The sequence below is a fragment of the Flavobacterium fluvii genome (genome assembly GCF_900129545.1).
In the GTDB taxonomy this organism is placed as follows: Bacteria; Bacteroidota; Bacteroidia; order Flavobacteriales; family Flavobacteriaceae; genus Flavobacterium; species Flavobacterium fluvii.
This window is the reverse complement of the sequence record NZ_FQWB01000004.1, coordinates 332,415-356,197: the sequence shown is the minus strand read 5'-3', so window position 1 is coordinate 356,197 and position 23,783 is coordinate 332,415. Positions and strand designations below refer to the sequence as shown.

Sequence of the window (23,783 nt, the reverse complement as noted above, 5' to 3'; positions counted from 1 at the left end):
AGATAAAAAAAGCACCTCTTTATTTAATGTTGGTGTCATTATCATAATTTTATTGGTTCTTGTTATGTGTTGATTATAAGTAATTTAAAAAATAACAATAGCCAATATATGTTAATTTCAGATTATTGGCACAGTTGTTGGCTTTTAAGAAAATGTTGAACAACAAATACAAATAAATAATACTAATTAAATACAAACAAAAATGAAAACTTTAAAATTAATGACCCTGGGAATAATGATGTTTTTTGCATCAAATTCAATGAATGCACAAGTATCCATAAACGTAAATTTAGGATTGCAGCCGTCATGGGGACCAGTAGGATATTCTTCGGTAAACTATTATTATTTGCCGGATGTTCAAGCTTATTATGATATAAGAGCCACACAATTTATTTTTCTAAGCAACGGAGCTTGGATTAGATCAAGCTATTTGCCTAGACAGTATAGAAACTATGATTTGAATAGAGGCTATAAAGTTGTTTTAAACGATTACCACGGTTCAAGACCTTATACCAATTATAGATATGATAAAGTAAAATATTATAAAGGATATAAAGGTAGACCACAACAATCTATAGGATACAAAAATGGGAATAAAAACCATGGCTATAGAAATGACAATGACAACCATGGCAATAATGGTAATTACAACAACCATGGCAACAACGGAAATGGCAACAATGGTAATCATAACAACGGAAACGGAAACGGAAATGGTAACCATGGAAAAGGAAATAAACACGGGAAATAAATTTTAAAAGTGTTTAAGTTTAAATAATCAGGGTTGACTTTTTAATTAAAGTCAACCCTTTTTTATGTCTTAAAAATGCGTCGTTTATCAAATTGAAAATTGCTGAACCAATTTATCCGTTTGCCGCGGTTCTAAAAAAGTCGGTAATTCTTGCTGAAGATACTGGATTCAATCGTACCTTTGTGCCCGAAACATCGAGAAATAAAGGAGTTGGCGAAATTGCATTTTTTTTATGCATTCGAAAATTAAAAAGAATTCCAATCATCGAACAAAGATTTGACACTTCATTTGAATACACATATTATGACACATAAAGCAGGTTTTGTAAATATCATCGGAAATCCAAACGTGGGGAAATCAACCCTGATGAATGCCTTCGTTGGCGAAAGATTGTCCATCATCACGTCCAAAGCGCAAACTACCCGTCATAGAATTTTGGGAATCGTGAACGGAGAAGATTTTCAATTGATTTTGTCCGATACGCCTGGAATCATCAAGCCGGCTTACGAAATGCAGGAATCGATGATGAACTTCGTGAAATCCGCTTTTGAAGATGCCGACATCTTGATTTATATGGTCGAAATTGGTGAACAAGAATTGAAAGACGAAGCTTTTTTCAATAAAATCATCCATTCGAAAATCCCGGTTTTGTTGTTGTTGAACAAAATTGACAATTCCAATCAAGAACAATTGGAAACCCAAGTGGCTTTTTGGACGGAAAAAGTTCCCAATGCAGAAATTTATCCCATATCTGCTTTGCAAAACTTCAATGTTCCCGAAGTTTTCCAAAGAATTATTTCATTGTTGCCGGAGTCACCAGCTTATTATCCAAAAGACCAATTGACGGACAAGCCGGAGCGTTTCTTCGTAAATGAAACCATCCGCGAAAAAATATTGTTGAATTACAGCAAAGAAATTCCGTATGCTGTCGAAATCGTGACCGAAGAATTCTTCGAAGACGAAAACATCATCCGCATTCGTTCCCTGATTATGGTGGAACGCGAAACCCAAAAAGGAATCATCATTGGCCACAAAGGTGCTGCCCTGAAACAAGTGGGAATGGAAGCCCGTGCCGACTTGGAGAAATTTTTCGGAAAGCAAATCCACATCGAATTGTACGTGAAAGTCAATAAAAACTGGAGAAGTAACGCCAATATGTTGAAAAGGTTTGGGTATAATCAGTAGTTTACGATTCCAAAATCTCCAAGAACTTCCCTTCCAATTCATTCATCTGTCCATTGCCTTTAAAGCGTATTTGTTTGGCGATGAAGTAGAGCAAAAACCAAACGATAACCATCAGCAACATCACGATTAAATCCATTGTGGTCGGCTGTTTCAATACATAGTTGGAGTAGGCGATGGCACTGAAAACCACAAAAATTCCCGCCACCATAAAATGTAGAAACATAAAAAGCGTCCATAAAGTGGGTTCTGGACCAAACAATCCACGGATGTGGGTTTCGTTGTTGTCTTTGGGTTCCAGTTCTAAATGCAAATGGGGCGACCAATATTCACGTTTGGCATCGGGCATATTCATCCAGATGTGGTTGTGCTTGATTTTTAGATGACAATCTTCGGTGCAATTTGCTTTATAATTTTCGAATTTTTGACGGACGGATTCCAAGTTTTCTGGCACATCTTTGTAAAAACGCAAGCGAAGTCTGATTTCGGTATCGGCATCCATAAGGACAGTTTTTGGGTTCGAAATTATTAATAACATTGCAAAATAGTAAAAAAATTGATAGTATGGGATTTAACACTACCTTTGCAAAAAATTAAAATACTGCATTTTGGATTTATAAGTAATAGAAATTTAGGAAACTAGATTCTAAAATCTGAAATTTGACCCGAGCGTCAGCGAACTGGCGAAGCAAATCTAAAATTTACAAAAATGAATAATATTGTTGCGATAGTAGGAAGACCTAATGTAGGGAAATCAACCCTTTTTAATAGGCTGATACAAAGAAGAGAGGCTATTGTAGATTCAGTTTCTGGAGTTACCAGAGATCGAAACTACGGTAAAAGCGAGTGGAACGGAAAAGAATTCTCGGTAATTGACACTGGTGGTTATGTTCGTGGATCCGACGATGTTTTTGAAGGTGAAATCCGCAAACAAGTGGAATTGGCCATTGACGAAGCTGACGTAATCATTTTTGTGGTAGATGTCGAAGAAGGTATTACGCCAATGGATGATGCCGTTGCCAAAATGTTGCGCAAGATTACAAAACCAGTTTTATTGGCGGTAAACAAGGTGGATAACGCGATGCGTGAAAAAGACGCCATCGAATTTTACAACCTTGGATTAGGAGAATATTTTACGTTTGCCAGTATTTCGGGAAGCGGAACGGGAGATTTATTGGATGCTTTAATTGAGGCTTTTCCAGTAAAACCAGAACCAGTTCAGGAAGAAGTGGTGTTGCCACGTTTTGCAGTCGTGGGACGTCCTAACGCTGGAAAATCAAGTTTCATCAACGCATTGATTGGTAAAGACAGGTTTATGGTTACGGACATTGCGGGAACAACCCGTGATGCCATTGATACCAAATTCGACCGTTTTGGTTTCGAATTCAACTTGGTGGATACTGCCGGAATTCGTCGTAAAGCGAAAGTAAAGGAAGATTTAGAGTTTTACTCGGTAATGCGTTCGGTTCGTGCGATAGAACATGCTGATATTTGTATTTTGGTAATTGATGCCACCCGTGGATTTGAAGGGCAGGACCAAAGTATTTTTTGGTTGGCCGAGAAAAACAGAAAAGGGGTTGTTATCTTGGTAAACAAATGGGATTTGGTCGAAAAAGACACTATGTCAACCCGTGATTACGAAGAAAAAATTAAAAAAGAATTGATGCCGTTTACCGATGTGCCGATTCTTTTTGTTTCGGCATTAACCAAACAACGTTTGTTGAAAGCATTGGAAGCAACGGTTCAAGTTTATGAAAACAGGCAACAACGTATTGCGACTTCAAAATTCAACGAATTTATGTTGAAAGTAATCGAAGCTTATCCGCCGCCAGCAACCAAAGGGAAATACGTGAAAATTAAATATTGCATGCAGTTGCCAACAGCAACGCCACAATTCGTGTTTTTTGCCAATATGCCGCAATATGTGAAGGAACCTTACAAACGTTACCTCGAAAACAAGATTAGGGAAAACTGGGACTTCTCGGGAGTGCCAATCGATATTTATATCAGGGAGAAATAGTCTTTTTGATCTTAAGAATTATAAAAAGTTTATCAGTTTGCAAAAACTCGATAAACTTTTTTTTTGAAAAAAAATTCGTCTTCAAAGTGAAAATACAGTGCTATTACTCTTCGTCCAATGTTTCGGTGGGATTGTCTTCGTACCAATCTTTGAAAGTTTTAAAAGTGGTATAATCATCAGTCAAAACTTTGTAAACCATAAACGGAACTAAAAAACTTCCTATGAGAAACAAACTCATTAATAGGGTTAATGGCGTTTTGACTTGACATAAACCGGTAAAAATAAAAACAAATCCAGTGGCAAACCACACCAGTTTAATCACAAAATTTTTCATGGCTACTTTTTTTATGTGTATTTTAAAGTTACGATTAAAACACAAAAAATTTAGTTAACTGCTTATTAATCAATTATTAAAAAAATGATGTAGAGATGATTTTGAAACACGATAGACGAATGACTAATCAGGGGAAACAAGATCTTTTGATTAATAAATGAAACACTCATTAAACCTTTTCCGTGTTTTTTTGTCTTATCTACTTTCTATAATAAAACGCTTTATGTCTAAAATCTATTCTTCTTTACTGCTTTTGTTTTTCGTTTTTTCTGCCAATGCCCAAAATGACATTGTGATTAAAGGTACTGTCTATGATATTAATACACAGGTTCCGTTGGAATTGGCGACGGTTTATTTTTCCAATGTCAAAGATTCTACCGTTATAGAATATGCCAATACCGATAAAAATGGGGCTTTTAAAATTGCCACCAAAAAATACGAGAAACCTATTTTTTTGAAGGTCAATTATATGGGCTATCAAACTTATGTTGAAGAACAAAATGGGCTTTTGGAAAGCAAGGATTTCGGGAAATTATACTTGATGCAGAATACAAACGCATTGAACGAGGTTGTTATAAAAAGTGAAGCACCACCCATCAAAATAAAAAAAGATACCATAGAGTTTAATGCGGCTTCTTTCAAGGTGCGTCCAGATGCCAATGTCGAAGTTTTGTTGAAACAATTGCCAGGATTTGAAGTTGACAGTGACGGAAAAATAACCGTAAACGGAAAAGAAGTAACCCAGTTCTTGGTAAACGGGAAAACTTTCTTTGATAAAGACGGAGCCATTGCCCTAAAAAACTTGCCGGCAGAAATCATCAGCAAGGTTCAAGTGTCTGATTTTAAAACCAAAAAAGAGGAATTGTCCAAGCAAGAATCCACATCGGATTATTCCAGCATCAATCTGACCATTGACGAAAAGAAAAACAAAGGCTACTTTGGAAAATTCTTGGCAGGATATGGTACCGATGACCGGTATGAAGCCAGTTTTATCATAAACCATTTTAATAATAAGCAAAAAATAAGCCTGTTGGCTTCGGCCAATAATATTAATGCTCCAGGGTTTGCGCAGGACGAAGTCTTTGACAGTATGAGTGGAGGTCGAAATTCCGGACAACAGGGAGGTAGGACTACCGGAGGTGGAAGAGGTATTACCGAATCTAGTATGGTGGGGCTTAATTATAACGATGAATGGTCGAAAAACTTGCTGGCCATGGGAAGCTATAATTTTTCGAATTCGGTCAATAAAAACGAAAGCAAGTCCAATCAAGTTGAATTATCCTCTACGGGCAACATTTTTACGGGAGCTGGATCTGAAACTAGAAGCGAAAATACCGGAAACAAGGCGAATTTTGAATTTGAATATAAATTAGATCCAACTACGCGAATCGTGGTTACGCCAGCAGTTAATCAATCTCGCAACAATAGCTCTTCCAAATCTTTTAGCACTTCTATTGATGAAGCGGATGCACTTTTAAACGAAAGTGCCTCAAAATCCAGTAGAGAAGGCAGCTCAACTAGTTTTGGAAACACGATAAACTTTAATAAAGCTTTCGAAAAAAAAGCTCGTAATTTGAGTTTTGTTTTCAGCAACAATAATTCGGATAGTGATTCAGAGTCGCTAAGTATGTCTAAAACTATTTTCCATCAAGGGACTAAAGAAGACATCAACAGAGACCAAAACGGCAAGAGTACCAATGTAAGTGATTCTTATTCGTTAGATTTTGAATACACGGAGCCGATTACAGATTCTTTGCGAATTCGAGTAGGTTCAGATTTTCAATGGGATAATCAAATAAACGACTTGAAAACATACGATTTCGATGACGATTCCCATTTGTCTTCCACTCTTAACGAAGCACAGTCCAATTATACCACTTCCAGACAAAATTCCATCACTCCAAAAGTGGGGATTAGTTTTGAAAAGAGCGATTTTACTTTTAATTTGAATTCGAGTACTGCCATTATTGACTATGACAATCACTCATTATATCTGAACAAAGCTACCGATTTGAATCAAAAATATGTTTTGCCATTCGGAAGAGCACAAATCAGGTATAAATTGGATCGATCAAAATTTATTACTTTGAGATATGATTATTCCAATAGTCTTCCCACATACAATCAGTTGATGCCAGTGGCAAATTTGGCTAATCCCTTGAATACGATAATAGGAAATCCATTTTTGGATCCAAACGAAAGAAACAGCTTGAACATCAATTACAGGAATTTTGATATGAGAACTCGCTCGGGGTACACCTTTTTTGCCAGAGGAGATTATTTCAACAGCAAAGTGGTTACCATTGCGCGTTTTGGCGACGGTGGTCAAAAAATAACGGAATACAAAAACGTTTCAGGAACTTATGCCACTTCTATTGGAGGAAATTGGAATCAGACCCTAAAAAGAGATGCTCATGTACTACGATATGGTTTCGGAATAAACGGAAATTATTCCTTGGACAAAGGATATACCAATGGCGTTTTATTTGATGCGATATCATTGGGAATTAGCCCAAGAGTGAACTTCTCTTATGATTACGGGGAGTTGTTGACCGTAGCTCCAACCTATAGTTTGTCTTACAACGAAACCAAATATGAAAGGAATGGGACATCCAATTCGAGTGTGGTTCATAGAATCAATATTCAAACTACCAACTATTGGCCAAAGAATTGGATTTTCGGAAATGATTTTGGATATACCTACAATTCAAATCTTTCGGGAAATTTCAAAAAAGATTTTTATTTATGGAACACGAGTTTGTCGTATGGCTTTTTTGATAAAAAAATGACCTTGAAAGTAAAAGTCTATGACGTTTTGAATCAAAACCAAAGTGCCGCAAGATCGATATCGGCAACGATAATTCGCGATGAAGAAAACACTGTTTTAAAACGTTACGCCATGCTTTCTCTAGCCTATAAATTGGGAAGTTTTTCAGGAAAAGAAAAACGCACTAGAGGAGGTGGAGGCAGAAACAGAGAAATGGGCGGTGGTGACGGCATGGATTAATTATTTTATTGCCATTAAACCATTTCGCTATATTATTGTCTTATATACCTATAACCTTAAAAATAAAATAAAATGAAAAAATTAATTATCGCTGCATTATTGGTGGTTAGTATTTCGTCTTTTGCACAAGACCAAACCAAACCAGAGAAAAAAGGTCAACAAAGAGAGAGACAAACTCCAGAACAAAGGACTCAAACTCAATTGGATAAATTGACAACTGATTTGAAATTGGATGTCAAACAACAAGAACAAATAAAACCGATTCTTGCAGAGCAAAATGCTAAAATGGAAGCAATTAGAGCTCAACGAAGTGGAGGCAATGCCAAAGAAATGACTAGTGAGGAAAGAGATGCGTTTAGAGCCAAAAGGCAAGAAGACAAAAAAGCAACAGATGCTAAATTACAAGCAATTTTGACTCCAGACCAATTCAAAAAAATGAAAGACATTGAAAAAGCCAATATGGAAAAAATGAGAGAAGGCAGAGGAAACAGGCAAGGCGGTGGTGAAGGCAGGGATAACGGAGGAAACCAAGCGCAGCCACAAGATTAGTGTCGTTTGTAACCCAGTCAGTCCAATAAAAAAAGTCCCAAACACAACGCTTTGTGTTTGGGACTTTTTATTTTTACTTCTTTTTGTGAAGGTTTATTTTGTGAAAAAGGGTAAAGCGAATAATGTCTCTGTCAAAATAATCGTCACCGCTCAAACGTTGTTGGAAACTCTTCAAATAACCCAATTCCAATGCAATATTTTTGTTGACTCCGTATTGCAAACCAGCGTAAATCCTGTTTTGGTCAAAAGTGTTGTTGACAACGTTTTTTCCGGCATTAACCATCAATTCGTCATACACAATGGCTTTTAGATACTGGTTTTCTTTTTTCCAACAGGAATATTCCCCTTGAAGACGGTATCTGAATCTCCAATTAAAAGTAGTCCCCGGTTGCAAGCCCTCGTCGTTGATATTGCGAAAAAAACGCTCTTCCACTTGAAATCGATGGTTCAATGTTATGCTGTTATATTCTTGTCTCCAGCTGATGTCTTGTTGTCCTCGGTATTCCGGTGTCCAAAAATCTTTACTGTTTCCAGGAACTTGTGTGGCTACAGAGAAATAGGAAACCCCGGCACCCAAATCCACATTGTTGTTGATTTTGTATCGTCCGTGCATACGTACCAGAAATAAATTTTCCTCTAAAGGGCTTATAAAAACCCTATTGTCAAATTCAGTATGTATAGACCATTTGTCGTTTAGGGCCAATAGGTTGTAATAACGTGTCCAAAGTAAACTTTGTTGATCTACATTTTTTTTAGTTTGGGCTTTGGAAACAAAGCATACTAACAAAAGACATAGGATTCGGATGGTTTTCATAAAGCAATTTCAATTTGCGGCAAATGTACACAAACTCTATTACTCAAATGGAATTTATTTTTTAGGACTGTTTTATAGAACAAAAAAACCATCAAAAATTAATTTGATGGTTTTAGTATTTTAAAAAAAATGTTTTTGACAGATTTATGGGTTACAAAGCATATTTCAAAGTAACTCCATAAGTAATCTGGTCTCCTAATACTCCAGCATAGTGTCCAGCATTTCCACCAGCAGGCAATAATTGCTCATAGTAATCTTTGTTTAAAAGGTTACGTCCCCAAATGTGGATAGACAACCCTTCAGATGCACGGAAACCTAGACGACCATTAAAGATAGTATAACCAGGAACTACTAAATAAGTCGAAGCTGAAGGGCTTGACGAGAATTCAGAACGTCCATAACCATCAAGTGCAAAGAAAAATTTACCTGTATTTCCGAAGAATTTTGCATCTTTAGTATATTCAGCTCCTAAGTTTCCAGCCCATTTTGAAACACCTGGTAAAGCAGTTCCAGAAACATCTTTATAAGCTACCTGAACTCCATTGACAGTAGTTCCTGTTTCTTCTAATGGAAGCGGTGCATTTGTAAATTTAACGTATTCACCATCAGTATAAGTTGCAGCTCCGAAAACGCTAAAGTGTTTGTTAATTACAAAACTTGCATCTAATTCTAATCCGCTTACACGTACATGATCGGCATTAGCAAGGTATCCACGGTTTACACCCAATTCAGCAGCCTGAACGTTGGTTTGGAAATCTTTAATATCTGTTCTAAATGCTGTCAGGTTTAAAATTGAGTTTCTAATTGGAGAAGTTTTTATACCAGCTTCATAATGATTTACGTCTTCCGGCTTAACTGTTGCAAGATCACCTAAACTCTGACCAGCAGGAGGAGTAGGAAGTCCAGCTACGTTCACTCCAATTGGTTTGTAGCTTTTTGCATAAGTTGCATAAGTATTAATTTTGTCAGAAACTTTATAGTTTACTGTTAAGTTTCCTGAAAAATCGGTGTTGTCGTTATCAGACGAGAAATTTTGATTAGTATAAACTTTGTTTTTCAACGCTATTAATGCTGGATCACTTGTTTGAAGACCTCCATATGTTTGACGGTCATAATCTGCATCTTTCTTGTCGTAGTTGTAACGTAAACCAGGCAATACGTGTAAACGTTCTGTAATCGCCCAGTCTAATTGACCGAAAACGGCAGCACTTGTTGAATGTATTTTAGCATTGGTTTTTATTCCATATCCTTCAAAAAGACCTGGGGTTTTCCATAATGCAGTATTTGCTGGAGTAAATGAGTCCTGGGAAAATCTCCATTGTGCGCTACCGGATTCCTCTGTACCTTTTGTTTTTGATGTTTGGTCAATAAAGAACACACCGGCAACACCGCTTAATTTAGATGTAAGTTTACCTGCATAACGAATCTCCTGAGTTACTTGCCACTGTCTTGAAGGGTTTTGTGATTTTGCAAGCTGTTGTAAACCTGTAAAGTCTCTGTCATTAGATGGATCCCAAGTCCAGAATCTCCAAGCAGTAGTTGAGGTAAGTGTACCACCTCCAACTTTTGTGTCAACATTAAGAGAAGCACCACCTAAATCTTGTCCAGAGCGCCATGGTGTATCATGATCAATTTTACGGTCAAAAGCATTTAAGCTGGGAAGTTTGTAATTTAAATCAGCAATAATTGCGTTAAATTGACGTTGTGGAACTCTTTTTGTTGGAGCAACACCAGCAACTACTTGGGCATATCCATCATTATGCTGTGTTGTAAGGTCAGCAGATAACGTAATATTGGTGTTTTCTGTTGGAGTGAAAAGTAATTGTCCTCTAAATCCTTGATTGTTAAGAGTGTTAGTTGGTTTTCCAGTTGCGGTGTTATCAATTATACCATCACGCTGTGTACCTGAAAAAGATAATCTACCAGCAATTTTTTTGCTTAATGCACCTGTAATCGAAGCTTTTGCTTGCAAGTATGCATAGTTTCCATAACTTATTTCAAAGTCGGCACCTGAAGTAAAACTTGGTTTGCGGGAAGTGATATTGAACGCACCAGAAGTTGTGTTTTTACCAAACAACGACCCTTGTGGTCCGCGCAATACTTCAATTCGCTCAACATCAATAAAGTCGAGAGTAGTTGCTGCAGGACGAGCATAATACACGCCGTCAACATAGAAACCTACCCCAGGATCGATTCCGTCATTGGTAAGTCCATAAGGAGAACCCAGACCACGAATGTTAATACCAGTATTTCTTGGGTTAGAAGAATAAAGTTGTACTGAAGGAACTAATTCTTTAATACGGTTCACGTTGAAAGCACCTGCTTGTTCTGCTTGTTTGCCAGTTACTACTGATACAGCAATAGGAATGTCTTGTACTTTTTCTATTCTACGTCTTGAAGTAACAACAACCTCAGATAGAACTTTCTCTTCACCAGTAGTAATGACAATTTGTAATGGACTAGTTGGTATTTCAGTTATTTTAATTTCTTTAGTGTTAGAACCAGCGTATTGTACAATAATTGTAAATGGAAGTTCTTTGGCTTCAATGCTAAATTTACCATAAGCATCGGTTGTAGCATTTTTGATAGTCCCTTTTAGAACTACATTTACTCCTTCTATCGGTGAATTTTGGTCATTTTTAACTAATCCTTCAAGCACGTTTTGAGCAAAGGAGGTAGAAAAAATTAATAATAAGATTAAGGTAGATATTGTTTTTGTGTAAATTGTTTTCATTATTATATATATTATATGTAATTAGTAGAGTTTAAATTAAAATTTTTTTAAATTAAAGGCAACACATACACATTATTTTATAATCCCGTTTTTCAATTTTTATGAGTGCTTGGTTTTCTAAAAATGAGAGTTTGTTTTGATTTGCTTTCATAAGTTTTATTTTGTCTTGTTGATAATGTTTTAATTCTGGATGCAAATATATAATTAATTCTATAAAATTAGTAGAGTTTAGCTTAAATTTTTTTATTTTTTTATCAAGGAGGCAATAGTAATGCCTTCCATGGCAGCCAAAGTTTTTTCTCTAATGGTTATTAACCCCAGTCTTAATAGGCATTCATCTTCAGTTTGACAATCGTGGCAAGGCTCGTAAAAATTTAAGGAAGCACAAGGAAGAAGTGCAATTGCACCATCAAATAATCGATGAATATCGGACAATGTTATGGTGTTTTTCGATTTTATGAGATAATAACCGCCTAGTTTTCCCTGTTTGCTACTTACGAAATGGCCTCTTTTTAACTCCAATAATATTTGTTCCAAAAACTTTTTTGGAATATTGGCTTCTTCTGCAATTTCGATGGTCTTGGCAATGTGGCCTTCCTCTTGTTGCGCTAGATAAAGCAGGGCTTTAAGAGCATATTTGGTTTTGTGTGATAACATATATTTCTGTTTTTATTTATTTAGACTTAGTTACTAAAAAAGAGAGCACTAATTACTGGAATCTACCAACTTCCACCTGAACCGCCACCAGAGAAACCTCCGCCGCCAAATCCACCGCCGAAGCCGCCTCCACCAAATCCTCCTCCAGAAGAACCACCACCGAATCCACCTGATCCGCCGCCAAATCCGCCGCGACCCAAATTACTCAAAATAATGACATCCAACAAACTTGGTCCACCGCCACCTGAATTTCCAGAATTTCCTCCTCCTTTTTTATTTTTGGAAGCAAGTACAAGAACGATAACAATTATGATTATTAAAGGAACGATAGGGAATTTTTTTCCTTTGGATTGTTGTTTTCTTTCGCCTTTGTATTTGCCTTTGAAAACATCGAAAAGGGCATCGGCACCTTTGTCCAACCCTTTGTAATAACTTCCAGCTTTGAATTCGGGAATGATGATGTTTCGAGTGATTTCTCCGCCAATTCCAGCCGTTAATTTATCTTCGAGACCATAACCTGGAGAGATCCAGATTTTTCTTTCGGCTTTTGCCAATAATATAATGACACCATTATCATTTTTTTCGCTTCCTCCAATTCCCCAGGTTTGTCCCCATTTTGGAGTCAAAATCCCGATATCTTCGCCTTTCAGGCTTTCTATCGTGATAACCACGATTTGTGTTGAGGTGGAGTCGGAATAACGAATGAGTTTTTCTTCTAATTGCGATTTTTCATCTACACTTAAAACATTGGCATAATCATAAACTGAAGTTTGAAAATCCGGTTTTTTAGGAATGTCAAATTGGGCAAAACTAATTTGTGTTAACAGGAAACAAACGAGTAGTTTTAGGAAAATTGAAGTAATCTTTTTTTGTAATAACATTATCCTTTAGATATTTCGTTTGATAATTCATTGGTGTCACCGTGATGGTAAGGGAAGTATTTTTGCAATTGTTCGCCGGCTTTAGTGATTCCGTCGATTAGTCCTTGCTTGAAATTTCCAGTTTTAAATTGGTTTGCCATTGCATCTTTTGTACAATCCCAAAAATCTTTGGGAACAACATCGTTGATGCCTTTGTCACCACAAATGACAAAATTATGGTCATCAACGGCAAGGTAAATCAAAACACCGTTTTTGAGATCGGTTGCATCCATTCCCAATTCGTGAAAAACTTCCAAAGCCCTGTCATAAGGAACCTTGGAAGTTGTTTTTTCTATATGGACTCTAATCTCGCCAGAAGTTTCTTTTTCAGCCATACGAATAGCTTCAACAATCGCTTGTTCTTCTTCTTTGGTTAAAAAATCTTCAACTTTTGACATTTACTTTTGAATTAGAATTTTACTTCAACAGGTTTTTCAGCACCGGCAACCGATTGGAAATATGCTTTTTCCTTGAACCCAAACATACCTGCAAATAATGAATTTGGGAAAGTTTTGATGTGCGTGTTGTAAGGCATAACCGCTTCGTTAAAACGGGTTCTGGCTGTCAGAATTTGGTTTTCCGTGCTTGCCAATTCATCTTGTAATTTCAAGAAATTGGCATTGGCTTTCAATTCTGGATATTGCTCCACGGTTACCAATAATCTTGACAAAGAACTGCTCACGCCACTTTGTGCTTGGTTGAATTGAGCCAATTGTTCTGGTGTGATGTTTTTTGGATCCACGGTTACAGAAGTGGCTTTCGCTCTAGCTTCGATAACGGCGGTCAAAGTGCTTTTTTCGAAATCGGCAGCACCTTTTACGGTATTTACAAGATTTCCGATAAGGTCATTCCTTCTTTGGTAAGACGTTTGCACATCACCCCAAGTTTGTTCCACAGTTTGACTTAAAGTCACCGCAGTATTGTTGATTCCTTTAACCCAACTGTAAATTCCAATAACCAATACAGCTGCAATAATCCAAGGTAAAAATTTTTTAAAATCCATTTTTGTTTAATTTAAGGTTTAGTATTTATTTTCTATGTTTAATTTTCATTGTTGTTGCCATCGAAATTGCCGTTTCAAAGTTCATTCTTGATATTGGTCAACTGTACTTTTATGGTTTCGAGTTTGCTGATAATGTCATATTTATCCAAAGTTTTCTTTTGTCCTTCCTTCAAATGTGTTCTGGCACCTTCGAGCGTGAAACCTCTTTCTTTTACCAAATGATAAATTAATTGTAGGTTTTTCACGTCTTCGGGTGTAAACATCCGGTTGCCTTTGGCATTTTTCTTTGGTTTGAGAATGTCAAATTCACTATCCCAAAATCGAATAAGCGATGCATTCACGTCAAAAGCCTTGGCTACTTCACCAATGCTGTAATATCTTTTGTCTTTAGATAATTCTATATGCATGTCTATTTTTTGTTTTTCATCATTTATCTGAACAATTCAAATAAAATTAGTCATAAGATTGATTTTCCTGATTCGCCAATTGTGCAATGGCAACATATTCCACCGCCGAAATATTGCCATAATAAAAGTTGAGTGGATTTACCACTTTGCCATTTTTATGCACTTCATAATGCAAGTGTGGCGCTTCCGATCTTCCCGTGCTTCCCACATAACCTATTACGTCTCCACGATTGATGCGTTGGCCGGCCCTGCATTTGTATCTGCTTAAATGTGCATATAAAGTTTCATACCCATAACCGTGTCTAATCACGATATGATTTCCGTATCCCGAAGCCGTATTGTCGGCTCTTGCCACAATTCCATCACCAGTGGCATAAATTGGAGTGCCGGTTTTAGCGGTAAAATCCATTCCTTCGTGCATTTTTCTAGCCTTGGTAAAAGGGTCTGTTCGATATCCAAAACCAGAAGCCATATTTTTTAAATTTTCGTTCCTCACAGGCTGAATGGCTGGAATTGCCGACAATAATTTGTCTTTTGCTTCAGCCATTTTCAAAATATCGTCCAACGATTTCGACTGGATGCTCAATTCTTTTCGAAGTTTGTCAATTCTTTTCGTGGTATTGGCAACCAATTGCGAATTGTCGTAACCTTCTAAATCTTTATATCGATCAGCGTCTTTAAAACCTGATTTCCGCTCCTCTTCGGGAATCGGGGAGGCGTTAAAATAGACCCTGTACAGATTATTGTCTCTTTCTTCAATCAACTCGATCACATTGTCCACTTCGTCCATTTTCTTGTTCAAGATGGCATATCGTAATTTCAAATTTTCTATTTCGCGAGCCTGCAACCTGTTTTTTGGAGTTTCAAAATAAGGCGTATTCAATAAAATCACGAAACTTAAAAAACCAAACAATGCCGAAGCCACTAAAAACAACAAAACAACTCCAATTTTCTTTCTGGTTTTTGTTATTATCTTTCTATAGGCTAGATTTTCGGAATCGTAATAATATTTTACTTTCGCCATATTTTAAAATACCCTATTTTTGCACATCGTAAAAAGGTTAGTCGAACAAATTTAATAAATGTTTCATTTTTTCAACCCTTTTTCCGATAATAAATATTTTAGTTACTGTTTTGAAATAAAGCGTCCAAATTTAGCGACGTTAGTTTGTTCTTTTTCAAGGCAAAAAATAGTTTAATAGTTTTTGCTATTGAAATATTTTTTAACAAATAAAAAGGGCAAATGAACAAGATAAATAAGATGGTTTATTTTAAAATAGTAACTATTGTGCCTTTTCCAGCTTTCCATTGCAAGTTCTCGTCATGAAATTCTTTTTTTCTAATGAGCCAGCAGGAGCTTCTTCCAGTCGCCCTGCCATCTCAAGAAAAAATAGATTTCAAAACTTCGAAGCTTTCCATTACTGTCTGGGGCATAAAATAACAAGATAATTTTAAAAAAAATTGTGCCTTAATGGCAAACATAACAAGAATATGAAATCACAAGACGTACGTAAACAATTTCTGGATTTTTTCGAAAGTAAAGGACACTTAATCGTTCCATCGGCTCCAATAGTTCTCAAAAACGACCCCACCCTGATGTTCAACAACTCAGGAATGGCGCAGTTCAAAGAATATTTCTTGGGTAACGCCACACCGAAAAGCAAAAGAATTGCCGATACTCAAAAATGTCTTCGTGTTTCAGGAAAACACAACGATTTGGAGGAAGTAGGGATTGATACCTACCACCATACGATGTTCGAAATGTTGGGGAATTGGTCTTTTGGTGATTATTTCAAAAAAGAAGCCATCAACTGGGCTTGGGAATTGTTGACAGAAGTCTATAAAATACCAAAAGACATTCTTTATGTTTCTGTATTTGAAGGAAACGCCGAAGAAAATGTGCCTTTCGACCAAGAAGCTTATGATATTTGGAAAACCTTGATTGACGAAGACCGAATTATTCTTGGAAACAAGAAAGACAATTTCTGGGAAATGGGAGACCAAGGACCTTGTGGGCCTTGTTCAGAAATTCACGTTGATATTCGTTCTGCCGAAGAAAAAGCTTTGGTTTCAGGAAAGGATTTAGTGAATAACGACCATCCACATGTTGTCGAGATTTGGAACAACGTATTTATGGAATTCAACCGTAAAGCCGATGGTTCTCTTGAGAAATTGCCTGCCCAGCACGTCGATACCGGAATGGGATTCGAAAGACTTTGCATGGTTTTGCAAGGCGTTCAGTCGAATTATGATACCGATGTTTTTACGCCACTTATCAGGGAAATCGAAACGATTACCGGAACTAAATATACAATTAAAGCAAAAGACGAAGCGGAGGAAAAAATAAATATCGCGATTCGTGTCATTGCAGATCACGTTCGTGCGGTAGCTTTTGCCATTGCCGACGGTCAGTTGCCATCGAACACGGGAGCAGGTTATGTTATCCGTAGAATTTTGCGTCGTGCGATTCGTTACGGTTTTACTTTCTTGGATACCAAAGAGCCATTTATCTATAAATTGGTAGAGACTTTGAGTACGCAAATGAGCGGTTCTTTTCCGGAAATCCGTACTCAAAAAGCGTTGTGTTCGAACGTGATTCGTGAGGAAGAGAGTTCTTTTTTGAGAACTTTGGATCAAGGATTGGTGTTGTTGGATGCCGTGATTAATACCAACTCAGGTAAAATAATCGAAGGTAAAAAAGCATTTGAATTGTATGATACTTACGGTTTTCCAATCGATTTGACGGCTTTGATTTTGTCTGAAAAAGGATTAGAATTGGACGAAAAAGGATTCCAGGAACAATTGCAATTGCAAAAGGAACGTTCCCGTGCCGCATCCAAAGTTACGACAGGAGACTGGAATGTTTTGGTTGAAGATGATGTACAGGAATTTGTGGGTTACGACCGATTGAAACACAATGTTAAAATCACCAAATACCGTAGAGTGGAAAGTGTAAAAGATGGCGAGATTTTCCAGTTGGTTTTCAACTCTACGCCATTTTATGGAGAAAGTGGAGGGCAAACGGGAGATAAAGGATACCTGGAAGCCCAAAACGGCGACATTATCTATATTGTCGATACCAAGAAGGAAAACAGCCAGACAGTTCACCTTGCCAAATCATTGCCTGAAAATTTAACCGATAGTTTTACGGCTGTTGTGGATGGAATCCAAAGAGCAAAAACATCTTCAAACCATACGGCAACCCACTTGTTGCACCAAGGATTGCGAAAAATATTGGGAACTCATATTGAACAAAAAGGTTCGATGGTACGTTCTGCTTCTTTGCGTTTTGACTTTTCTCATTTTTCTAAAATGACGGATGATGAAATTAAAGAAGTGGAGGATTTCGTGAATGCCAGGATTCGAGAGAGTTTACCGTTGATTGAAAAAAGAGCGATTCCAAAAGACCAAGCATTGCAGGAAGGTGCGATGGCCTTGTTTGGAGAAAAATATGGAGATTTGGTACGAATGATCAAATTTGGGGATTCGGTAGAATTATGTGGAGGAACCCACGTTCCTAACACGAGCGATATTTGGCATTTCAAAATTACGTCTGAAGGTGCTGTTGCTGCTGGAATTAGACGTATTGAAGCGATTACCAGTGAAGCTGCCAAAGAGTTTTTTGAATCACAATTGCTTTCTTTTTATGAAATCAAAGAAGTGTTGAAAAATGCCGTTGATCCTGTAAAAGCGATTCAAACATTGCAAGATGAAAACACTTCACTTAAAAAACAATTGGAGGTTTTATTGAAAGATAAAGCCAAGAATATGAAAGGGGAATTGGCTCAGGAACTACAAGAAGTAAACGGAGTTCAATTCTTGGCGAAACAGGTAAATTTGAGTCCAGAGGGTGCAAAAGATTTGGCTTATGAATTGGGAACTTTGGGTAAAAACATTTTCTTGGTATTGGCAACGGCCGAAGATGGAAAACCAATGTTGAGCTGTTATATTTCCAAAGAATTAGTTGCCGAGAAAAACCTGAATGCAGGAGCTGTAGTTCGTGAATTAGGAAAATGCATCTTAGGTGGAGGAGGAGGCCAACCTTTCTTCGCTACTGCTGGAGGTAAAAAAGTGGAAGGAATTCAGGAAGCTTTGGAAAAAGCAATTGAGTTTGTGAAATAAGCACTTTTAACAATAATCATTAAAAAAGGGTTTGACTTAAAAATGTCAAACCCTTTTTTTTGAATTTATTATTTGGATTTTGTATCTCTTTTCTTTTGTGCGTTTACAGCGTCTCTATAGATTTTGTATTTGGCGTCTCCTAACAGTTCTTTCATTCTTGCATTTTTAATTTTAGAATATACTTTAGCTTTTAAAATTTTCTCTTCGTCAGTAAAATCGGGGTCGGCTCTTAGTTGTTTGCCGTATTCACCACTTTCTACTATAAATTCTCTCATTTTTGCTTGTTCTTCCGGTGTTATTGCGGCTATTTTGAATACTTCTAGAAGGTCGGCTTCTTTTTTGGCTTTTGCAGCTTCTTTATCTTCTTTGGAAACGGTTTTTTCTGGGGGAGTCTTAACCGCCTCTTTTTCTTGTGCCATTGTCGTTAAAGTAAGGCATACGGCAAAAAATGTCGTCAAAAGGGTTTTCTTCATTTTATTATGTTTGTAGGTTTGGGGGTTTGGGGGTTTGTTTTAGTTGTAGGCAACTTTTACAAATGTAAATAAAAATGTAAGTCAACATAAAAAGTCTTGAAAAAAAGTAAAAAAAAAACTTCCCAATTTCTTGAGAAGTTTTGTGGGCGATGAGGGGTTCGAACCCCCGACCCCCTCGGTGTAAACGAGGTGCTCTGAACCAGCTGAGCTAATCGCCCTATTGCGTGTGCAAATATAGGGTGGTTTTTTGCTTTTGCAAAACATTTTTATGGAAATTTCCATATTTTTTTTGAAGACTATTGTATTTGGTTGGTATTTAATTTATTAAGTTGGGAATAAAATTTCAAACAAACTCCGATTCTGTCTTGGAATCGGAGTTTGATGTGAAATAGTGCCATTATTTTGCCATTGTTGGTTCGTTTCGGTAAACGTAATCACCGTGAATACCGGTAAAAGACTTTTTCATTTCGTCAAAAAAGGCTTTTCTGTCGGCTTCTTTTGGCCACGCGGCTTTTTCTAATTCATCGTCTTTGTCGCTTGATTTTTCCATATCCGACATTGAGTCAAATAAAAAGGCTTCCACGAATTCTCGGCTATCGGAACCCCAAGCATGACGGTGGGGATAATAAGCTTTAATGTATGGGTTTTTCATGGTTACCTTGTCGTTAAACTCTTTCATTTCTTTTCCTTGCCCTTGCCCATTCATTGATAATTGGGATTTGCGAAGGTATACAATCATCGGCTCTTTTGAAGTTGTTTTTAACTCTTTATAGCCTATCGTTGGGAGTGAAGTGTAAATTTCATCGGAATGGTAAGTTGTGTAAAAACTTCTTTGTTTGTCAAAAAAAGCTTTTCTTGCTGTTTCGTCCGGCCATGCTTTTTTAATTAATTCGGTTGAAATTTCATTTGCTTTTTCTATGTCTCCCCAGGTTTTGTATACTGAAATGTGTAAAATTTCAGAGCTGTTCGCCGTATAATAGTGGGTCAGGATTTCAGAGCCTATTATTAAATCATTCTTGCTGATGACTTTGTCATAATACTCCTGTTCCGTTTTTAGCCAATCGGTTCTGTTGGCATTATCGAAATTTCGATGCATGGTGGTAACTGTAATGTATACAGGTTTTGGTTCTTCTTGAGCGTTAACATTTACGCTCGCTAGAAATGTGAGAATTAACATTCCTAAAGCTAAAAATTTGTTCAGTTTCATGATTGTTTAGTTGTTAAAGAGTTAATTAATTAGAAAATTAGTATTAAAGTTAATCATTTATTAATCAACTATTTATACATAATTAACATAAATTATAAACAACAAATCATCAGATATGTTAAATTGCTGTATTTAATGGCAATTCGGCTACTACAAAGGTGCTTCCTCCAATAAAGATAAAATCATTTTTCGTGGCGATATTCTTGGATTCATTGTAAGCTTCTGTTACTGAGGGGTATGTTTCTCCAAGCAAATGGAATTTTTGGGCTTTTTCTTGTAAAATTATGGCTTCCAGTCCGCGAGGAATATTTGGTTTACAGAAATAATAAGTGGCATTGGTAGGGAACAGGGGCAAGACTTCGTCCAAATCTTTGTCGTTTACCACTCCCAAAACAATGTGTAAATTGTCGAATTTTTGTTTTTGGATTTGAGTCATCACGATTTCCAATCCATTTTTATTGTGTGCAGTATCGCAAATTATCTTTGGTGATTCTCCCAGTTGTTGCCATCTTCCTTCGAGTCCCGTGTTTTTTACTACATTCAACAAACCTGATTTGATGTCTGTTTCGTAAATTTTAAATTCCTTTTGGGAGTTTATTATGGCGATGGTTTGTAAAACCGTTTTTTTGTTGTGGACTTGATAATCCCCAATTAAATCGGATGGATAATTTTGTGAAATTAATTTGGAAGCAAAATAGATTTCCGAATTGTTTTCCTTGGCTTTTGTTTCGAACACGGGTTTTGTTTCATTGGTGTATTCTCCAATGACGACAGGGATTCCGGGTTTGATGATTCCGGCTTTTTCAAAAGCGATGGATTCTATTGTGTTGCCCAGAAATTGGGTGTGGTCCAAAGCGATATTCGTAATTACGGAAACCAATGGCGTGATAATATTGGTAGCGTCCAATCTTCCGCCCATTCCCACTTCGATAATGGCGATGTCCACTTTTTCTTTGGCAAAATAATCGTAAGCCAAACCCACGGTCATCTCGAAGAAACTCATGTCATTGTTTTCAAAAAAATGTTTGTGTTTGCTGATGAAATCGCACACAAAATCTTCCGAAATTTCGATTCCGTCAATCTTGATGCGTTCCCTGTAATCTCTCAGATGGGGAGAGGTATACAGACCCACGGTGTAACCCGCTTCCTGAAGTATCGAAGCCAACATGTGCGAAGTGGAACCTTTGCCGTTTGTTCCCGCAACGTGAATGCATTTAAGATTTTTCTGTGGATTGTCAAGATGATCGGCCAGCAAATAGGCATTGGTCAAATCTTTTTTATACGCCGAAGCACCCTGAAGTTGGTACATCGGCAATTGATTAAACATCCAGTTTATTGTTTCTTGATAATTCATTTTTATTAAAATAGGGGTGGGTTAAAATATTTTTCGTTTTTTTTAGTTTAATTGTACATCGAAAAGTATCTTTATTGCAAATTTCAAATATTTTTTAGAATTAATGAGTAAAATAATAATATATGTTTAGTTTAATACAATTACAAGCCGACACCATCGCCAATGCCGCATCAAACGTAATCATAGAAAAAATTGCCACAAACAATGAAATTTCTGTTTTACAATTTATTTTAAAAGGAGGTTTTTTCTTGATTCCAATTTCAATATTGTTATTTTATACTTTTTATTTGATTGTAGAACGCTATTTATACATTCATAGAGTTTCCAAAATCGATGCGCTTTTAATGCGAGATGTGAGGGACAATCTGCATTCGGGCAAATTGGATATGGCTCGTTCAATCGCCGAAAGAAGTAATACGGCCTCGGGAAATATCATAAAAGAGGGAATTCTTATTATTGGAAGACCGATTATCGAGATTGAATCCAATATGGATCGCGCTGCCGATATTGAAATTGGAGAGATGGAAAAACATTTGGGACAATTGGGGCTTATTGCCGGTATTGCGCCAACATTAGGATTTATTGGAACCATTTCTGGGGTTATCAAAATATTTTACAGCATCTCGGTTACCGAGGATATCAGTATTGGTAATATTTCTGGAGGACTTTACGAAAAAATGATCAGTAGTGGTGCCGGATTGTTGGTTGGTATTATTGCTTACAGCGCCTACCACTTGTTGAACGGGAAGATTGATAATTTTGCTTTGAAAATTCAAAAGCAAATACTGGAATTTGTAAATATTATTCAAAAAGCATAGCGATGTCCATAAAACGAAAAAGAAGATTCCACGCCGAAGTCGCCACGTCTTCGTTGAGTGACATTATGTTTTTCTTGTTGTTGTTTTTTCTGATTATATCGACTTTGGCAAATCCCAATGTGATTAAAATGACATTGCCAAAAGCCAAATCCAACGAGAAAACCAATAAACAATACATTAGTTTGTCTGTTACCGAAGACAAGAAATTCTATCTCGACAAGCAAGCTGTTCCTTTCGAAGAATTAGAAACGACTTTAATGTCGAAAATGAATGCCGAAAAAGACCAAACGGTTATTGTTAGAATTCCTTTTAATCTACAAGTGCAGGATTTAGTGGATGTATTGCAAATAGGAGTAAAAAACAATCTGAAATTCGTGATTGCAACCAGTCCGAAGTAAGCATCAAAATTTCACAAATAAAAAAATGCCTCGATAAATTAATTTCGAGGCATTTTTGTTTTATCAGTGAAAATCCGTTTAATACGTGTTATCTGTGGCGTCTAATCCTTTTTTAATTCAAATTGAAATTATAAATAATCTTGCCTACTTGTTTATCCGGTGCATTGCTGCTGGCATCCCATCTTGTATTCATTGCAGCAATTCTGGCTTGGTCCAATAAACATTTTGCCGTATTCGTGGTTCCTTTTATTCCTGCAATGGCGTCTATGGTTTTTCCATTTCTATCCACGGACACTTCCACAACGACTTTTCCGGTTTCATTACAAGTGTATTTTGGAGCAGGTTTAGAAATTGCTTTCCTGTTTCCCAGCGAATAACCAGTTCCATTTCCAGAACCTCCGCCACTTCCAGAGCCATAACCGCTACCTGTTCCCGTTCCGTTGCCCGTTCCATTTCCTCCACCGGTTCCGCCTCCAGAACCTCCCGTTCCGTAATATCCGTTAGAACTTAAACTTCCGTTTGATTTTCCTTTGTTTCCAGCCACATTGTCATCTCCATCGCCACCTTTATTGGAACCTTTCATGATACTTGCCAAGGCATCATTGGTATTGTTGGAAACTTTTGGTTTTTGTGCAACAACTGGCTTTGGTTCTTCTTTTAAAACAGGTGTTGGTTTTAATGGTTTTTCCTTCTGTGGAATGACCACGCTTTCCTCGGTGGAATTTTCCTGAGATAAAATAGATTCGTCTGGTGTTGCTTTCGTTGGAGTTTGTCTGGCTTTATTTTGCACGTCCAAAACTTCGCTTTTATAATTGGCACCCGATCCCAAATCGCTGTCGCCAAAGTTTATGGTAACGCCACCGCCACCTCCGCCGCCAGTTAGCTCTTCCAAGTTGGCCGGAGGCCAAAATCGGATGAAGAATAAAATCAACAACAGCGTTCCGAATAATAGTGTGGCTATTAAAAATGATTTTTTTTGGTCTGAAGAAATAGTGGAGCTCATTCGTGGTTTAAAATTTATAAAGCGTATTCG

The 23,783-nt window shown here is 37.0% G+C and carries 23 protein-coding genes and 1 tRNA gene; 8 read left to right on the top strand and 16 right to left on the bottom strand.

Annotated elements, in window-relative coordinates; translation table 11 throughout:
* The first annotated feature begins 202 nt into the window (after positions 1–202).
* Entirely contained in the window at positions 203–751 is a 549-nt protein-coding gene (locus tag BUC16_RS11415; protein ID WP_073370678.1) for a hypothetical protein, read from the top strand.
* A gap of 112 nt (positions 752–863) precedes the next feature.
* On the opposite strand, the gene BUC16_RS17745 is transcribed toward BUC16_RS11415, so the two are convergent.
* Positions 864–1,016 carry a hypothetical protein gene (locus BUC16_RS17745; protein ID WP_170860868.1) on the bottom strand — a complete coding sequence of 51 codons (153 nt, stop codon included), beginning with the start codon at positions 1,014–1,016 and terminating at the stop codon, positions 864–866.
* A gap of 38 nt (positions 1,017–1,054) precedes the next feature.
* Between BUC16_RS17745 and era the strand changes: the two genes are divergently transcribed.
* Positions 1,055–1,936 (top strand): GTPase Era, encoded by an 882-nt coding sequence (gene era / locus BUC16_RS11405; protein WP_073370675.1) that lies wholly within the window; start codon positions 1,055–1,057, stop codon positions 1,934–1,936.
* A 1-nt stretch (position 1,937) separates the two neighbouring features.
* Here era and BUC16_RS11400 read toward each other — a convergent pair whose 3' ends face one another.
* On the bottom strand, positions 1,938–2,435 hold the full coding sequence (locus tag BUC16_RS11400; RefSeq protein WP_073370779.1) for a hypothetical protein: 498 nt from the start codon (positions 2,433–2,435) through the stop codon (positions 1,938–1,940).
* Between the two features lie 207 nt (positions 2,436–2,642).
* Here BUC16_RS11400 and der point away from each other — a divergent pair, with 207 nt between their 5' ends.
* Positions 2,643–3,953, top strand: a complete 1,311-nt coding sequence (gene der, locus BUC16_RS11395; RefSeq protein ID WP_073370674.1) for a ribosome biogenesis GTPase Der — start codon at positions 2,643–2,645, stop codon at positions 3,951–3,953.
* 103 nt (positions 3,954–4,056) lie between these two features.
* On the opposite strand, the gene BUC16_RS11390 is transcribed toward der, so the two are convergent.
* Complete coding sequence (locus BUC16_RS11390; RefSeq protein WP_073370672.1) at positions 4,057–4,287, bottom strand: hypothetical protein; 231 nt, start codon at positions 4,285–4,287, stop codon at positions 4,057–4,059.
* A 223-nt stretch (positions 4,288–4,510) separates the two neighbouring features.
* Between BUC16_RS11390 and BUC16_RS11385 the strand changes: the two genes are divergently transcribed.
* Entirely contained in the window at positions 4,511–7,294 is a 2,784-nt protein-coding gene (locus BUC16_RS11385) for an outer membrane beta-barrel protein (protein WP_073370671.1), read from the top strand.
* A 72-nt stretch (positions 7,295–7,366) separates the two neighbouring features.
* Positions 7,367–7,843 carry a DUF4890 domain-containing protein gene (locus BUC16_RS11380; RefSeq protein WP_073370669.1) on the top strand — a complete coding sequence of 159 codons (477 nt, stop codon included), beginning with the start codon at positions 7,367–7,369 and terminating at the stop codon, positions 7,841–7,843.
* A 73-nt stretch (positions 7,844–7,916) separates the two neighbouring features.
* On the opposite strand, the gene BUC16_RS11375 is transcribed toward BUC16_RS11380, so the two are convergent.
* From BUC16_RS11375 to BUC16_RS11340, 8 genes are all read right to left on the bottom strand, one after another.
* Positions 7,917–8,657 carry a DUF2490 domain-containing protein gene (locus BUC16_RS11375; RefSeq protein ID WP_073370668.1) on the bottom strand — a complete coding sequence of 247 codons (741 nt, stop codon included), beginning with the start codon at positions 8,655–8,657 and terminating at the stop codon, positions 7,917–7,919.
* A gap of 151 nt (positions 8,658–8,808) precedes the next feature.
* Positions 8,809–11,391 carry a TonB-dependent receptor gene (locus tag BUC16_RS11370; protein WP_073370666.1) on the bottom strand — a complete coding sequence of 861 codons (2,583 nt, stop codon included), beginning with the start codon at positions 11,389–11,391 and terminating at the stop codon, positions 8,809–8,811.
* A gap of 243 nt (positions 11,392–11,634) precedes the next feature.
* Positions 11,635–12,048: an RrF2 family transcriptional regulator gene (locus BUC16_RS11365; protein ID WP_073370664.1), complete on the bottom strand. Its 414-nt coding sequence runs from the start codon at positions 12,046–12,048 to the stop codon at positions 11,635–11,637.
* Positions 12,049–12,110: 62 nt separating this feature from the next.
* On the bottom strand, positions 12,111–12,929 hold the full coding sequence (locus tag BUC16_RS11360) for a TPM domain-containing protein (protein WP_073370663.1): 819 nt from the start codon (positions 12,927–12,929) through the stop codon (positions 12,111–12,113).
* Positions 12,929–13,366: a TPM domain-containing protein gene (locus tag BUC16_RS11355; protein ID WP_073370661.1), complete on the bottom strand. Its 438-nt coding sequence runs from the start codon at positions 13,364–13,366 to the stop codon at positions 12,929–12,931. Before BUC16_RS11355 ends, BUC16_RS11360 begins: the two co-directional genes overlap by 1 nt.
* A gap of 11 nt (positions 13,367–13,377) precedes the next feature.
* Positions 13,378–13,971 carry a LemA family protein gene (locus BUC16_RS11350; RefSeq protein WP_073370660.1) on the bottom strand — a complete coding sequence of 198 codons (594 nt, stop codon included), beginning with the start codon at positions 13,969–13,971 and terminating at the stop codon, positions 13,378–13,380.
* Between the two features lie 74 nt (positions 13,972–14,045).
* Positions 14,046–14,378, bottom strand: a complete 333-nt coding sequence (locus tag BUC16_RS11345; protein WP_073370658.1) for a MerR family transcriptional regulator — start codon at positions 14,376–14,378, stop codon at positions 14,046–14,048.
* 46 nt (positions 14,379–14,424) lie between these two features.
* Positions 14,425–15,402 carry a M23 family metallopeptidase gene (locus tag BUC16_RS11340; protein WP_073370656.1) on the bottom strand — a complete coding sequence of 326 codons (978 nt, stop codon included), beginning with the start codon at positions 15,400–15,402 and terminating at the stop codon, positions 14,425–14,427.
* A gap of 467 nt (positions 15,403–15,869) precedes the next feature.
* On the opposite strand from BUC16_RS11340, the gene alaS reads away from it, so the two are divergent.
* Positions 15,870–18,500, top strand: a complete 2,631-nt coding sequence (gene alaS, locus BUC16_RS11335) for an alanine--tRNA ligase (protein WP_073370655.1) — start codon at positions 15,870–15,872, stop codon at positions 18,498–18,500.
* A 68-nt stretch (positions 18,501–18,568) separates the two neighbouring features.
* On the opposite strand, the gene BUC16_RS11330 is transcribed toward alaS, so the two are convergent.
* The 4 genes from BUC16_RS11330 to BUC16_RS11315 form a co-directional block, all read right to left on the bottom strand.
* On the bottom strand, positions 18,569–18,973 hold the full coding sequence (locus tag BUC16_RS11330) for a hypothetical protein (RefSeq protein WP_141226141.1): 405 nt from the start codon (positions 18,971–18,973) through the stop codon (positions 18,569–18,571).
* 143 nt (positions 18,974–19,116) lie between these two features.
* Positions 19,117–19,191, bottom strand: a tRNA-Val gene (locus tag BUC16_RS11325).
* Between the two features lie 179 nt (positions 19,192–19,370).
* Complete coding sequence (locus BUC16_RS11320) at positions 19,371–20,180, bottom strand: hypothetical protein (protein ID WP_073370652.1); 810 nt, start codon at positions 20,178–20,180, stop codon at positions 19,371–19,373.
* Between the two features lie 118 nt (positions 20,181–20,298).
* The gene (locus tag BUC16_RS11315; protein WP_073370650.1) at positions 20,299–21,534 is read right to left on the bottom strand and encodes a bifunctional folylpolyglutamate synthase/dihydrofolate synthase; all 1,236 of its coding nucleotides are present in this window, start codon (positions 21,532–21,534) and stop codon (positions 20,299–20,301) included.
* A 122-nt stretch (positions 21,535–21,656) separates the two neighbouring features.
* On the opposite strand from BUC16_RS11315, the gene BUC16_RS11310 reads away from it, so the two are divergent.
* Complete coding sequence (locus BUC16_RS11310) at positions 21,657–22,352, top strand: MotA/TolQ/ExbB proton channel family protein (protein ID WP_073370648.1); 696 nt, start codon at positions 21,657–21,659, stop codon at positions 22,350–22,352.
* 2 nt (positions 22,353–22,354) lie between these two features.
* On the top strand, positions 22,355–22,750 hold the full coding sequence (locus BUC16_RS11305; RefSeq protein ID WP_073370647.1) for an ExbD/TolR family protein: 396 nt from the start codon (positions 22,355–22,357) through the stop codon (positions 22,748–22,750).
* A 112-nt stretch (positions 22,751–22,862) separates the two neighbouring features.
* Here BUC16_RS11305 and BUC16_RS11300 read toward each other — a convergent pair whose 3' ends face one another.
* On the bottom strand, positions 22,863–23,753 hold the full coding sequence (locus BUC16_RS11300) for a hypothetical protein (RefSeq protein WP_073370645.1): 891 nt from the start codon (positions 23,751–23,753) through the stop codon (positions 22,863–22,865).
* Between the last annotated feature and the right edge of the window lie 30 nt (positions 23,754–23,783).